At 57.0% G+C, this 13,562-nt stretch carries 12 protein-coding genes; 6 read left to right on the forward strand and 6 right to left on the reverse strand.

Annotation, left to right across the window (positions count from 1 at the left end):
- Positions 1-16 precede the first annotated feature (16 nt).
- Complete coding sequence (locus tag L370_RS16810; protein WP_023333686.1) at positions 17-886, forward strand: phosphoribulokinase; 870 nt, start codon at positions 17-19, stop codon at positions 884-886.
- 88 nt (positions 887-974) lie between these two features.
- Here the strand turns inward: L370_RS16810 and L370_RS16805 are convergent, their stop codons facing one another.
- Positions 975-1,379 (reverse strand): OsmC family protein, encoded by a 405-nt coding sequence (locus L370_RS16805; protein ID WP_008503018.1) that lies wholly within the window; start codon positions 1,377-1,379, stop codon positions 975-977.
- Positions 1,380-1,690: 311 nt separating this feature from the next.
- Between L370_RS16805 and crp the strand changes: the two genes are divergently transcribed.
- Positions 1,691-2,323 (forward strand): cAMP-activated global transcriptional regulator CRP, encoded by a 633-nt coding sequence (gene crp / locus L370_RS16800; RefSeq protein ID WP_000242758.1) that lies wholly within the window; start codon positions 1,691-1,693, stop codon positions 2,321-2,323.
- A 57-nt stretch (positions 2,324-2,380) separates the two neighbouring features.
- Positions 2,381-4,468, forward strand: a complete 2,088-nt coding sequence (locus L370_RS16795) for a YccS/YhfK family putative transporter (RefSeq protein ID WP_023333687.1) — start codon at positions 2,381-2,383, stop codon at positions 4,466-4,468.
- Here L370_RS16795 and L370_RS16790 read toward each other — a convergent pair.
- From L370_RS16790 to ppiA, 4 genes are all read right to left on the reverse strand, one after another.
- A complete protein-coding gene (locus tag L370_RS16790) occupies positions 4,465-5,685 on the reverse strand; it encodes a bifunctional acetylornithine/succinyldiaminopimelate transaminase (RefSeq protein WP_023333688.1) in 1,221 nt (406 codons plus the stop codon). The two genes, L370_RS16795 and L370_RS16790, sit on opposite strands and share 4 nt — an antisense overlap.
- Before the next feature lie 86 nt (positions 5,686-5,771).
- Positions 5,772-6,335, reverse strand: a complete 564-nt coding sequence (gene pabA, locus L370_RS16785; protein WP_023333689.1) for an aminodeoxychorismate synthase component 2 — start codon at positions 6,333-6,335, stop codon at positions 5,772-5,774.
- 30 nt (positions 6,336-6,365) lie between these two features.
- Positions 6,366-6,950 (reverse strand): putative adenosine monophosphate-protein transferase Fic, encoded by a 585-nt coding sequence (locus L370_RS16780; RefSeq protein WP_023333690.1) that lies wholly within the window; start codon positions 6,948-6,950, stop codon positions 6,366-6,368.
- Between the two features lie 106 nt (positions 6,951-7,056).
- On the reverse strand, positions 7,057-7,629 hold the full coding sequence (ppiA, locus tag L370_RS16775) for a peptidylprolyl isomerase A (RefSeq protein ID WP_014885514.1): 573 nt from the start codon (positions 7,627-7,629) through the stop codon (positions 7,057-7,059).
- Positions 7,630-7,908: 279 nt separating this feature from the next.
- On the opposite strand from ppiA, the gene tsgA reads away from it, so the two are divergent.
- Positions 7,909-9,093 (forward strand): MFS transporter TsgA, encoded by a 1,185-nt coding sequence (gene tsgA / locus L370_RS16770; protein ID WP_023333691.1) that lies wholly within the window; start codon positions 7,909-7,911, stop codon positions 9,091-9,093.
- A gap of 18 nt (positions 9,094-9,111) precedes the next feature.
- On the opposite strand, the gene L370_RS16765 is transcribed toward tsgA, so the two are convergent.
- On the reverse strand, positions 9,112-10,413 hold the full coding sequence (locus tag L370_RS16765; RefSeq protein WP_023333692.1) for a cytosine deaminase: 1,302 nt from the start codon (positions 10,411-10,413) through the stop codon (positions 9,112-9,114).
- Between the two features lie 239 nt (positions 10,414-10,652).
- Here L370_RS16765 and nirB point away from each other — a divergent pair, with 239 nt between their 5' ends.
- On the forward strand, positions 10,653-13,196 hold the full coding sequence (gene nirB / locus L370_RS16760) for a nitrite reductase large subunit NirB (protein ID WP_023333693.1): 2,544 nt from the start codon (positions 10,653-10,655) through the stop codon (positions 13,194-13,196).
- Positions 13,193-13,519, forward strand: a complete 327-nt coding sequence (gene nirD, locus L370_RS16755; RefSeq protein ID WP_023333694.1) for a nitrite reductase small subunit NirD — start codon at positions 13,193-13,195, stop codon at positions 13,517-13,519. Before nirB ends, nirD begins: the two co-directional genes overlap by 4 nt.
- Positions 13,520-13,562: the final 43 nt, after the last annotated feature.

A 13,562-nucleotide genomic window follows, 5' to 3' on the forward strand; every position in this document is an offset into this window, starting at 1 on the left:
CAGTCAGGGAGTTGCTATGTCTGCCAGACATCCGGTTATTGCCGTTACGGGGTCGAGTGGTGCGGGAACCACTACCACCAGCCTCGCATTTCGCAAGATTTTCGCCCAGCTGAATCTCCGTGCGGCGGAGGTCGAAGGCGACAGCTTTCACCGCTACACGCGTCCGGAGATGGACATGGCCATCCGTAAGGCGCGCGATCTGGGTAAACACATCAGCTACTTCGGCCCGGAGGCCAATGACTTCGGCCTGCTGGAACAAACCTTTATCGAGTACGGTCAGAGCGGTAAAGGGCAGTCCCGCAAATATCTGCATACCTATGATGAAGCCGTTCCCTGGAATCAGGTGCCGGGAACCTTTACCCCGTGGCAGCCGCTGCCGGAACCCACCGACGTCCTGTTTTACGAAGGATTGCACGGCGGCGTGGTCACCCCTCAACACGACGTGGCGCGCCACGTGGATCTGCTGGTCGGCGTGGTCCCTATCGTTAACCTGGAGTGGATCCAGAAGCTGACGCGTGACATGAGCGAGCGCGGCCATTCTCGCGAAGCGGTGATGGACTCCGTGGTGCGCTCCATGGAGGATTATATTAACTTCCTGACGCCGCAGTTTTCCCGCACCCATATCAACTTCCAGCGCGTGCCGACGGTGGACACCTCCAACCCCTTTGCCGCCAAAAGTATCCCGTCCCTGGATGAGAGCTTCGTGGTGATCCATTTCCGCAACCTCGACGGCATTGATTACCCCTGGCTGCTGGCCATGCTGCAGGGCTCGTTTATTTCGCACATGAATACGTTAGTGGTGCCGGGCGGAAAAATGGGGCTGGCGATGGAGCTCATCATGACGCCGCTGGTGGAGCGACTGATGGAAGGGAAGCAGATTGCGTGACGCCTGTTGCCGGATGGCGCTTCGCTTATCCGGCCTACGTTCGTGCAGTTGTAGGCCCGGTAAGCGCAGCGCCACCGGGCTTTGTTTTTTAAGCCTCGATCACTTCATACGAATGCGTGATTTTTACCGCTTTCTCCAGCATTAACGCCACAGAGCAGTACTTCTCCGCAGACAGGTCCACCGCACGCGAGACCGCCGCGTCTTTCAGCTCTTTACCGGTGACCACAAAGTGCAGGTTAATATGGGTGAACAGGCGTGGCGCCTCTTCGCGACGTTCTGACGTGAGTTTGACTTCACAATCCGTCACGTCATGACGACCTTTTTGCAGGATCGACACCACGTCAATTGCGCTGCATCCCCCTGCCGCCATTAGCACCATTTCCATTGGGCTTGGTGCTTTATCGCCGGAGTTACCGTCCATCAAAATCTGGTGTCCTGAAGCGGACTCGCCCAGGAACGTTAAACCTTCAACCCATTTCACGCGCGCTTGCATATTCTTAAACTCCAACGTTGCATTTTTGGTGACAGATTACGCGTGCGTTACATTTCTCGCAATGGAAGGCGACCTGCATCATGCTGAAGCGAGACACCAGGAGACACGCGGCGAAAGCTATGCTAAAACACTCTGGATGCTACAGTAATACATTGACGTTACACATGTATGCAGAGGACATCAAACTTTACTGGCTGCGAAACGTTACGGTAGCCGACTTCCCAGGGTATGGGTAAGAATTCGATTGCAACCCCAGAGTCCGGATGCATCTGATGACTCTGGTGACAGCTTATAACAGAGGATAACAGCGCATGGTGCTTGGCAAACCGCAAACAGACCCGACTCTCGAATGGTTCTTGTCTCATTGCCACATTCATAAGTACCCATCAAAGAGCACGCTGATTCACCAGGGTGAAAAAGCGGAAACGTTGTATTACATCGTTAAAGGCTCGGTGGCAGTGCTGATCAAAGATGAAGAAGGGAAAGAGATGATCCTTTCTTATCTGAACCAGGGCGATTTCATCGGTGAACTGGGCCTGTTTGAAGAGGGCCAGGAACGTAGCGCCTGGGTTCGTGCAAAGACAGCATGTGAAGTGGCTGAAATTTCTTACAAGAAGTTCCGTCAGCTGATTCAGGTTAACCCTGACATCCTGATGCGTCTTTCTTCCCAGATGGCGCGCCGTCTGCAGGTCACGTCAGAAAAAGTGGGTAACCTCGCCTTCCTGGACGTGACAGGCCGTATCGCGCAGACCCTGCTGAACCTGGCGAAACAGCCAGACGCCATGACCCACCCGGACGGCATGCAAATTAAAATTACCCGTCAGGAAATTGGTCAGATCGTCGGTTGCTCCCGTGAAACAGTGGGCCGTATCCTGAAAATGCTGGAAGATCAAAACCTGATCTCCGCCCACGGTAAAACCATCGTGGTCTACGGAACGCGTTAATTCCGCTTAAACGGCGTGCCATCGCAAGGTGTCACGCCGTTTTTGTCTCTACTCCCCATGTGGCGCAGGCTGATCTATCACCCGGAAGTTAACTACGCACTGCGGCAAACGCTGGTGTTGTGCCTTCCTGTGGCCATAGGTCTGATCCTCGGACACCTCCAGCAAGGCCTGCTGTTTTCCCTCGTGCCCGCCTGCTGCAACATCGCCGGTCTTGACACGCCGCATAAGCGCTTTTTTAAACGCCTGATTATCGGTGGCTGCCTGTTTGCTGGCTGCAGCCTCGCCGTACAGCTTTTACTGGCTCGGGATATCCCGCTGCCGCTGATCCTGACCGTACTGGCCATGACCCTCGGCGTGACGGCGGAAATCAGTTCGCTGCACGCCCGCCTGCTTCCCGCTTCGCTGATTGCGGCCATTTTCACGCTGAGCCTCGCCGGGAATATGCCGGTGTGGGAGCCGCTGCTGATCTACGCCCTGGGGACATTATGGTACGGGCTGTTTAACTGGTTTTGGTTCTGGCTGTGGCGGGAACAGCCGCTGCGTGAATCCCTGAGCCTGCTCTACGTGCAGCTTGCGGATTACTGCGAAGCCAAATACACCCTGCTCACCCAGCATACCGATCCGGAGAAATCCTTACCGCCGCTGCTGACGCGCCAGCAAAAGGTGGTGGATCTGATAAGCCAGTGCTATCAGCAGCTGCATATGCTCGCCGCCAACAAGAACCACGAGTACAAGCGGCTGCTGCGCACCTTCCAGGTCGGGCTGGATCTGCAGGAGCATATCTCCGTTAGCCTGCACCACCCGCAGGAGGTGCAAAAGCTGGTCGAGCGCAGCCACGCCGAAGCGGTGATCCGCTGGAACGCGCAGACCGTCTCGGCACGCCTGCGGGTGCTGGCCGATGATATTCTCTATCACCGCTACCCGACGCGCTTTAGCATGGATAAACAGCTGGGCGCGCTGGAGAAAATCGCCCGTCAGCATCCGGATAACCCCGTCGGCCAGTTTGCCGCCTGGCACTTCAGCCGTATCGCGCGCGTGCTGCGCACCCAGCGCCCGCTTTATCCCCGCGACCTGATGGCGGATAAGCAGAAACGGCTGCCGCTACTGCCCGCGCTCAAAAGCTATCTTTCTCTTAAATCGTCCGCCCTGCGCAACGCCGCAAGGATTAGCGTGATGCTCAGTACCGCCAGCCTGATGGGCATGGCGCTGCATCTGCCGAAACCCTACTGGATCTTAATGACCGTGCTGTTTGTCACCCAGAACGGCTACGGCGCGACGCGGGTGCGTATTCTGCACCGGGCTGGCGGAACGATGGCCGGGCTGATCATTGCGGGCGTGACGCTGCACTTCCACGTGCCGGAAGGCTATACCCTGGCAGGCATGCTGGCGATCACGCTGGTGAGCTACCTGATTATCCGCAAAAACTACGGCTGGGCGATGGTGGGCTTTACGGTGACGGCGGTATATACCCTGCAGCTGCTCACGCTCAATGGCGAACAGTTTATTGTCGCCAGGCTGATTGATACTCTGATCGGCTGTCTGATTGCCTTTGGCGGCATGGTCTGGCTGTGGCCGCAGTGGCAAAGCGGACTGCTGCGCCAGAACGCCCACGACGCGCTGGAAGCCGACCAGCAGGCCATTCGCCTGATCCTGAGCGACGACCCGCAGCCCTCCCCGCTGGCGTATCAGCGGATGAAGGTCAACCAGGCACACAATGCGCTGTTTAACTCGCTCAACCAGGCCATGCAGGAGCCGGGCTTTAACTCGCACTATCTGGCAGACATGAAGCTCTGGGTGACGCACAGCCAGTTTATCGTCGAACACATTAACGCCATGACCACGCTGGCGCGCGAGCACACGATGCTGACGCCGGATCTGGCGCAGCGCTATTTGCAGTCGTGTGAAATTGCGTTGCAGAGGTGTCAGCAGCGTCTGGAGTATGACTCGCCGGGCGAGTCGGGAGATTCGAACATTCTGGAAGCGCCGGAGACGTTAACCCACGGGCCAATGAGCACCCTGGAGCAACATTTGCAGCGCGTTCTGGGACATCTGAACACCATGCACACCATTTCGTCGGTGGCATGGCGTCAGCGTCCGCATCACGGGGTTTGGTTAACGCGCGTGTTAAAGCGAACCGAGTATTAGCCTTTAACGATCTTCGCGACCGCCGCGGCAAAGCGGATTAACCCGTCTTCGATGTCTTTGTCTTCTACCACCAGCGACGGCGCAAAGCGCATCACGTCCGGCCCCGCGTTCAGCACCATCACCCCTTCGTGCGCGGCGGCGTGCAGGAAATCACGCGCGCGGCCTTTGTACTGCGGCTTCAGCTCGGCGCCAATCAACAGCCCCATCCCGCGGATTTCGCTGAACACGTCGTACTGCTCATCAATCTTTTGCAGGTGTTTTACGAACAGCTCGCGCTTTGCGCTCACGGCGTTCAACACCTCCGGCGTGTTGATAATGTCGAATGCAGCGCCCGCCACGGCGCTCGCCAGTGGGTTACCGCCGTAGGTAGAGCCGTGAGAGCCGACGTGGAACGCCGAGGCGATCTCCTGCGTCGTGAGTACTGCACTCACCGGGAAACCGCCGCCGAGCGCTTTGGCGCTGGTCAGAATATCCGGCGTTACGCCGTAGTGCATATAGGCGAACAGATCGCCGGTGCGCCCCATCCCGCACTGCACTTCATCGAAGACCAGCAGCGCCTGATGCTCGTCGCACAGGGCGCGCAGCCCTTTCAGGAATTCCGGGGTTGCCGCGGTCACGCCGCCTTCACCCTGGATCGGCTCGACCACCACCGCGCAGGTATGGTCGTCCATTACCGCTTTCACCGCGTGCAGATCGTTAAACGGCACGTGGACGATATCGGCCGGTTTCGGGCCAAACCCGTCGGAATACTTCGGCTGGCCACCAACGGAGACGGTAAAGAAGGAGCGTCCGTGGAAGGCATTGTGGAAGGCGATGATTTTGGTTTTATACGGGCTGTGGCGCGTTGTCGCGTAGTAGCGCGCCAGCTTGAAGGCGGTTTCGTTGGCTTCGGTGCCGGAGTTCATAAACAGCACGCGCTCGGCAAACGTGGCATCAATGATCTTACGCCCCAGGCGCAGCGCCGGTTCGTTGGTAAACACGTTGCTGGTGTGCCACAGGGTTTCGCCCTGAGTTTTCAGCGCTTCGACCAGCGCGGGATGGCAATGACCCAGCGCCGTGACCGCAATCCCGCCCGCGAAATCCACATACTCTTTACCCTGCTGATCCCATACGCGGCTGCCCTTTCCCTTCACCGGGATAAACTCAGCCGGTGCATAAATCGGCAGGATCACTTCATCGAATGTCGCGCGGGTAATTGCTGGTTGTTCAGTTGCCATGTCATGACCATCCATTTTATGTCACAATGATTGTGAAAATATAATCACAAAATATGCATAAAAAATCACAGTAAGGCAACAGATATTCAGCGATGGAGGAAATTTGCCAGCAGCGCGTGCCCCTGCTCGCTGAGGATGCTTTCCGGGTGGAACTGCACGCCTTCGAGATCCCATTCGCGGTGGCGAATTCCCATGATCTCCTGCGTATCGCTCCAGGCGGTCACCTCAAAGCAGGCGGGCAGCGTCGGCGGGTCAATCACCAGCGAATGGTAGCGCGTCACGGTTAACGGGTTATTGAGCCCCGTGAATACCCCGGTGCCGGAGTGCGTGACCGGAGAGGTTTTACCGTGCATCACTTTGGCGGCGCGCACGATGGTGGCACCAAACGCCTGGGCAATGGCCTGATGGCCCAGACAGACGCCCAGGATCGGCAGCTTGCCGGCATAGTGCTGGATAACCTCCAGCGAAATACCCGACTCTGACGGCGTACACGGCCCCGGAGAAATCACGATTTTCTGCGGAGCCAGCGTCTCGATATCGGCGAGATCGATCTCATCGTTGCGGCGGACAACCACCTCTGCACCCAGTTCACAAAAATACTGGTAAAGGTTCCAGGTGAAGGAATCGTAGTTATCAATCAGCAGAATCATGGCGGCTCCCGAAAAAAATGCCGCCCTATTCTACTCAGATTCCCGCGCTTCGCTCACTACTTTGGCAAAGATAGCGTTTAACGCGGTTAAATCTCCCGTTGCGCCACTTCGGTTAGCCGCCACCCACTGCTCGGGATCGATATCGCGCCAGTCCAGCGCATAGCCCGCGTGGAGTGCCAATTGCTCGAAGAAAACGCGCTGGGCAATACCGTTGCCGCGCATGAAGGGATGCAGCATGTTGATTTCGCAGTAATAGTGGCTAACTCTGTCAACAAACGCCGCTTTCTCAAGACCCACAAGATACTTTTCGCTTTCCAGCGCCGCCATCAGCTCGTTGCCCATCTTTTCGATGTACTCAAAGTGGCAGAAGGGAATGTCTCCTTTAAAAATATCGTCGGTACGGAGCTCGCCAGCCCGCTTCATCTCGCTGCGGTACAAATGACGATGAATAAGGCACAGATGGGGCAACCCGGGCGCGGAAGGCCCAAGCCCCAGCGTCTCAATATGGGGTTCTGAGGGACCATTACCTTTTTCAAGGAGACAACTGGCCTGTAAATTGACGTTACGCTGCTGCTCCCAGAGACGGGATTTTTGCTTGTCGGTGAGTTTTTTCACTTAACGCCTCCCTGAATAGTCCGTTTGCCACAAGTATAAGCAGCAAAACGCGCTTTCGCAGGGAGGGCGACATAACGCGGGCAGAAGAAGCCCGCGTTCAGAAGAATTACGGCAGAACTTTCGCGGAGAGGATAACCACCGGTTTTGACGGCACATTCTGATACGGACCGACGTCGTGAGTAGGTACCTGAGAAATCTTATCGGCCACGTCCATGCCCTTCACAATCTTACCGAAAACGGCATAGCCAAAGTCGCGCTGACCGTGGTCGAGGAAGGCGTTATCCGCCACGTTCAGGAAGAACTGGCTGGTCGCGCTGTCTTTGTCTGCGGTACGCGCCATGGAGATGGTGCCGCGCTTGTTCAGCAGGCCGTTGTCCGCTTCGTTTTTAATAGGCGGGTTCGGCTGCTTCTGCTGCATCTGCTCGTTGAAGCCGCCACCCTGAATCATGAAGCCCGGGATCACGCGGTGGAAAGTGGTGTTGTTATAGAAACCACTGTTCACGTAGTCGAGGAAGTTTTTGACAGAAACAGGTGCTTTCTGGCTATTCAGTTCCAGCTCAATGTTCCCGGCGGAGGTGGTCAGCAGAACGTGAGGGTCCCCTTTGGCTGCCAGCGCAGCAGGGGAAACGGCAGAAAGAGCAAACACAGCTGCGACAGCCGCCAGTGTTGATTTGAGCATGAGAATTCCTTAACAAAGCGCAGTATAAAAAGCGAATGGCTTGATTCTAAAGAGCAGTATGAACGGAGACCAGCCTTTTACCTAATTTTACGAAATTGAAACAGTTGTAACCGCGCAAACGGTTGGCTTTCGCGCCTTTTTGTGTGATCAAGATCACACAAAACCATGCAATGAACTTCTAATCTCTCTTAAAAGATATGAATAGATCACTTTAATGTCTAAAATCTGCCCGCTCTCAGCGCCCCCTGGGCGCTTTTTCTTTTTCTGAACAGGCCAGACATGACTAACAGCAATCGCATCAAGCTCACATGGATCAGCTTCTTCTCCTACGCTCTGACCGGCGCGTTGGTGATCGTCACCGGGATGGTGATGGGGAATATCGCAGACTACTTCCAGCTGCCCGTTTCCAGCATGAGTAATACCTTCACCTTCCTCAACGCCGGGATCCTGATCTCTATCTTCCTGAATGCCTGGCTGATGGAAATCGTTCCGCTGAAAACGCAGCTGCGTTTTGGCTTTGTGCTGATGGTCGCCGCCGTGGCGGGCCTGATGCTGAGCCACAGCATCGCGCTGTTCTCCGCCGCGATGTTCGTGCTCGGTCTGGTCAGCGGGATCACCATGTCGATCGGTACGTTCCTGATTACCCATATGTATGAAGGCCGCCAGCGCGGCGCGCGCCTGCTGTTTACCGACTCCTTCTTCAGCATGGCCGGAATGATTTTCCCGATGGTCGCGGCCGTTCTGCTGGCGCGCAGCATCGAGTGGTACTGGGTTTATGCCTGCATTGGTCTGGTCTACGTGGCGATCTTTATTCTGACCTTCGGCTGTGAGTTCCCGGTGCTGGGCAAGAAAGCGCAAACCACCGCAGAGCCCGTTGCGAAAGAAAAATGGGGTATCGGGGTGCTTTTCCTCTCCGTTGCCGCCCTGTGCTACATCCTGGGCCAGCTGGGTTTTATCTCCTGGGTACCGGAATACGCCAAAGGTCTGGGCATGAGCCTGAACGATGCGGGTCAACTGGTGAGCGATTTCTGGATGTCTTACATGTTCGGCATGTGGGCGTTTAGCTTCATCCTGCGCTTCTTCGACCTGCAGCGCATTTTGACCGTGCTGGCGGGCCTGGCAACCGTGCTGATGTACCTGTTCATCAACGGTTCGCCGGAGCATATGCCGTGGTTCATTCTGACCCTGGGCTTCTTCTCCAGCGCCATTTATACCTCGATCATCACCCTGGGCTCCCTGCAGACCAAAGTGGCCTCGCCGAAGCTGGTTAACTTCGTCCTGACCTGCGGCACCATCGGCACCATGCTGACCTTCGTGGTCACTGGCCCGATCGTGGCCCACAGCGGCCCGCTGGCGGCGCTGCACACCGCTAACGGTCTGTATGCCGTGGTGTTCATTATGTGCTTCATCCTGGGCTTCGTGACCCGCCACCGCCAGCACAACGCGGCGGCAGCGTCTCACTAAACCCTGCGCCCCTTTGCATTACGCAGAGGGGCTGTTTCTGGCAAAGCTTACCTCTTCTCCCCCGACGTCCGTCTGGATCCACGTCTGCGCCAGCTGCGTTGTAGCGATCACCCGTCCCTGACGAATCGACCAGCGCACCGGCACCTGGCAGCGCACCGCTTCAAACCCGCTCTCCGCAGGCAGGATAATCAGGTTCGCCGGGTTTCCGGTTTCAATGCCGTAATCGCTCAGGCCAAAGGTCCGGGCGCTGTTATGGGTGATCAGATTCAGGCCGCTGTCGATTTGCGGATAGCCCATCATCTGGCAGACGTGCAGCCCCATGTGCAGCACCTGCAGCATGTTGCCGGTGCCGAGCGGGTACCACGGGTCGAAGACGTCGTCATGACCGAAGCAGACGTTAATGCCCGCCTCCTGGAGCTCTTTCACCCGGGTGATGCCGCGGCGCTTCGGATAGTCATCAAAGCGCCCCTGCAGGTGAATATTGACCAGCGGGTTGGCGACGAAGTTAATCCCCGACATTTTCAGCAGGCGGAAGAGCCGCGAGGTGTACGCGCCGTTGTAGGAGTGCATGGCGGTGGTGTGGCTGGCCGTCACGCGCGGGCCGAGACCTGCTTCATAAGCCAGCGCCGCCACCGTCTCGACAAACCGCGACTGCTCGTCGTCGATTTCATCGCAGTGGATATCCAGCGGACGGTCATACTTCTTCGCCAGGTCAAACGCGATATGCAGCGACTGCACGCCATACTCGCGGGTGAACTCGAAGTGTGGGATCGCCCCCACCACGTCGGCCCCCAGCCTTAACGCCTCTTCCAGCAGCGCCGCGCCGTTCGGGTAAGAGAGAATACCTTCCTGCGGGAACGCGACGATTTGCAGCGTCACCCACGGGGCAACCTCCTGCTTCACCTCCAGCATCGCCTTCAGGGCGGTTAGGGTTGGATCAGAAACATCGACGTGCGTGCGCACAAACTGGATGCCGTTGGCAATTTGCCACTTCAGCGTTTTCCAGGCGCGCGCTTTGACATCCTCATGGCTGAGCAACACCTTGCGCTCGGCCCAGCGTTCAATACCTTCGAACAGGGTTCCGGACTGGTTCCAGTTCGGCTCCCCCGCCGTCTGGGTGGTATCGAGATGAATATGCGGCTCGATAAACGGCGGGATAGCCAGCCCACCTCGCGCGTTCAAGACTTCATAACTTTCGGCGTGGGTATCATCCATTGGTGTGATATCACCAAAACGACCGTTCTCGATGGCGATTTGCCACAGCCCTTCCCGACCCGGTAAGCGAACATTCTGGACAAGCCAAAGCGGTGTTGTAGACATACCTTTCTCCCGAAAAACACGGCTGATATTTAGGAGTACGCATTTTCAAAAAACGCACTCTATTTTGTACACAAAATCGACGAATACGAAAAGCCAGCAAATTCCATAACTTATAAAAATCCTGACAAATCAGTCATATACCACCTTGTGGGTAGGTGAAGGCGTATTTGATTTGCATCAATAAGTGCCCCTGCTGAATCGTTAAGGTAGGCAGTAATAGAAAAGAAATCGAGGCAAAAATGAGCAAAGTCAGACTCGCTATCATCGGTAACGGCATGGTCGGCCACCGCTTTATTGAGGATCTTCTCGATAAAGCCGACGCTGACCGTTTCGATATTACCGTGTTCTGTGAAGAACCCCGCAAGGCGTACGACCGTGTGCACCTGTCTTCCTACTTCTCCCATCATACCGCCGAAGAGCTCTCTCTGGTGCGTGAAGGTTTCTACGAGAAGCATGGCGTAAAAGTGCTGGTGGGCGAACGCGCTATCACCATCAACCGTCAGGAAAAAGTGATCCACTCCAGCGCCGGGCGTACGGTTTTTTACGACAAGCTGATCATGGCGACAGGCTCCTATCCGTGGATCCCACCGATTAAAGGCTCAGAAACTCAGGATTGCTTCGTCTACCGTACCATTGAAGACCTCAACGCCATCGAATCCTGCGCGCGCCGAAGCAAACGCGGCGCGGTTGTCGGCGGCGGACTGCTGGGTCTGGAAGCGGCTGGCGCGCTCAAAAACCTCGGCGTTGAAACCCACGTTATCGAATTTGCCCCGATGCTGATGGCCGAACAGCTGGACCATATGGGCGGTGACCAGCTGCGCCGTAAAATCGAAAGCATGGGCGTGAAGGTTCACACCAGCAAGAACACTAAAGAGATCGTTCAGGAAGGGACTGAAGCACGCAAAACCATGCGCTTTGCCGACGGCAGCGAGCTGGAAGTGGACTTCATCGTCTTCTCCACCGGTATTCGTCCGCGCGACAAGCTGGCGACCCAGTGCGGTCTGGCCGTGGCGCAGCGCGGCGGGATCATGATTAACGACGCCTGCCAGACCTCCGATGCGGATATCTACGCTATAGGCGAATGCGCCAGCTGGAACAACCGCGTATACGGTCTGGTGGCGCCGGGCTACAAAATGGCGCAGGTCGCCGTTGACCACATTCTCGGCACCGAAAACGCGTTTACCGGCGCAGACATGAGCGCCAAGCTGAAGCTGCTGGGTGTGGACGTAGGCGGGATTGGCGATGCGCACGGTCGTACCCCGAATTCCCGCAGCTACGTCTACCTCGACGAAAGTAAAGAAGTCTACAAACGCCTGATCGTCAGCCAGGACAACAAAACCCTGCTCGGTGCGGTACTGGTGGGGGACACCAGCGACTTCGGCAACCTGCTCCAGCTGGTGCTGAACGCCATCGAGCTGCCGGAAAACCCGGACGCGCTGATCCTCCCGGCGCATGCCTCCAGCGGCAAGCCGTCTATCGGCGTGGATAAACTGCCGGACAGCGCGCAGATTTGCTCCTGCTTCGACGTCACCAAAGGCATGCTGATCTCCGCCATCAACAAAGGCTGCCATACCGTGGCGGCGCTGAAAGCGGAAACCAAAGCCGGTACCGGCTGCGGCGGCTGTATTCCGCTGGTCACTCAGGTGCTGAACGCCGAGCTGGCAAAACAGGGCATCGAAGTGAACAACAACCTGTGCGAGCACTTCGCGTATTCTCGCCAGGAGCTGTACCACCTGATCCGCGTGGAAGGCATCAAATCCTTCGACGAACTGCTGGCGAAGCACGGCCAGGGCTACGGCTGCGAAGCGTGTAAGCCGACCGTAGGCTCCCTGCTGGCCTCCTGCTGGAACGAATACGTGCTCCAGCCCGAGCATACGCCGCTGCAGGATACCAACGACAACTTCCTGGCGAACATCCAGAAAGACGGTACTTACTCCGTCATTCCGCGCTCTGCCGGTGGCGAAATTACGCCGGAAGGGCTGGTCGCGGTGGGCCGTATTGCACGTGAATTTAACCTCTACACCAAAATCACCGGTTCCCAGCGTATCGGCCTGTTTGGTGCGCAGAAAGACGACCTGCCGGAAATCTGGCGTCAGCTGATTGAAGCCGGCTTCGAAACCGGTCACGCGTACGCCAAAGCGCTGCGCATGGCAAAAACCTGCGTGGGCAGCACCTGGTGCCGCTACGGCGTGGGCGACAGCGTGGGCTTCGGCGTGGAGCTGGAAAACCGCTACAAAGGCATCCGCACCCCGCACAAAATGAAGTTTGGCGTCTCCGGCTGTACCCGCGAATGCGCGGAAGCGCAGGGTAAAGACGTGGGTATCATCGCCACCGAGAAGGGCTGGAACCTGTACGTCTGCGGCAACGGCGGGATGAAGCCACGCCACGCGGACCTGCTGGCGGCGGATCTCGATCGCGACACGCTGATTCAGTACCTCGACCGCTTCATGATGTTCTACATCCGTACCGCCGATAAGCTGACCCGTACCGCTTCCTGGCTCGATAACCTGGAAGGCGGCATCGACTACCTGAAATCGGTCATCATCGACGACAAGCTGGGCCTGAACGAGCATCTGGAAGCGGAGATGGCTCGCCTGCGCGAGGCGGTGATCTGCGAGTGGACGGAAACCGTCAACACCCCGGCGGCGCAGACGCGCTTCAAACACTTTATCAACAGCACCCGGCGCGACCCGAACGTACAGGTTGTGCCGGAGCGTGAACAGCATCGTCCGGCGACACCGTATGAACGTATTCCGGTGACGCTGGTGGAGGAAAACGCATGAGCCAGTGGATAAACATTTGCGATATTAACGACATCATCCCGGCAACCGGCGTGTGCGCGCTGCTGGGCTGCGAGCAGGTCGCGATTTTCCGCCCTCGCCACGATGAACAGGTTTTTGCCATCAGCAATATCGACCCGTTCTTCGAGGCCAGCGTGCTCTCTCGAGGCCTGATTGCCGAGCACCAGGGTGAACTGTGGGTCGCCAGCCCGTTGAAAAAGCAGCGTTTCCGCTTAACCGACGGACTCTGCATGGAAGATGAAAGCTTCTCGGTCAAACACTACGACGTCCGCGTGAAGGACGGTAAGGTGCAGTTGAAAGGCTAATCCCCCGCCCTTTTAGGGATAACGGCAGGAAAGTCGTATGTTC

The sequence above is a fragment of the Enterobacter sp. MGH 24 genome (assembly GCF_000493015.1).
Lineage (GTDB): Bacteria > Pseudomonadota > Gammaproteobacteria > Enterobacterales > Enterobacteriaceae > Enterobacter.

Excerpts from the sequence above, each read along its gene's own strand:
- L370_RS16805 (WP_008503018.1), bottom strand. The coding sequence starts at position 1,379 with ATGCAAGCGCGCGTGAAATGGGTTGAAGGTTTAACGTTCCTGGGCGAG.
- nirD (WP_023333694.1), top strand. The coding sequence starts at position 13,193 with ATGAGCCAGTGGATAAACATTTGCGATATTAACGACATCATCCCGGCA.
- pabA (WP_023333689.1), bottom strand. The coding sequence starts at position 6,335 with ATGATTCTGCTGATTGATAACTACGATTCCTTCACCTGGAACCTTTAC.
- L370_RS16765 (WP_023333692.1), bottom strand. The coding sequence starts at position 10,413 with ATGTCTACAACACCGCTTTGGCTTGTCCAGAATGTTCGCTTACCGGGT.
- tsgA (WP_023333691.1), top strand. The coding sequence starts at position 7,909 with ATGACTAACAGCAATCGCATCAAGCTCACATGGATCAGCTTCTTCTCC.
- nirB (WP_023333693.1), top strand. The coding sequence starts at position 10,653 with ATGAGCAAAGTCAGACTCGCTATCATCGGTAACGGCATGGTCGGCCAC.
- L370_RS16810 (WP_023333686.1), top strand. The coding sequence starts at position 17 with ATGTCTGCCAGACATCCGGTTATTGCCGTTACGGGGTCGAGTGGTGCG.
- L370_RS16790 (WP_023333688.1), bottom strand. The coding sequence starts at position 5,685 with ATGGCAACTGAACAACCAGCAATTACCCGCGCGACATTCGATGAAGTG.
- ppiA (WP_014885514.1), bottom strand. The coding sequence starts at position 7,629 with ATGCTCAAATCAACACTGGCGGCTGTCGCAGCTGTGTTTGCTCTTTCT.
- L370_RS16795 (WP_023333687.1), top strand. The coding sequence starts at position 2,381 with ATGTGGCGCAGGCTGATCTATCACCCGGAAGTTAACTACGCACTGCGG.
- crp (WP_000242758.1), top strand. The coding sequence starts at position 1,691 with ATGGTGCTTGGCAAACCGCAAACAGACCCGACTCTCGAATGGTTCTTG.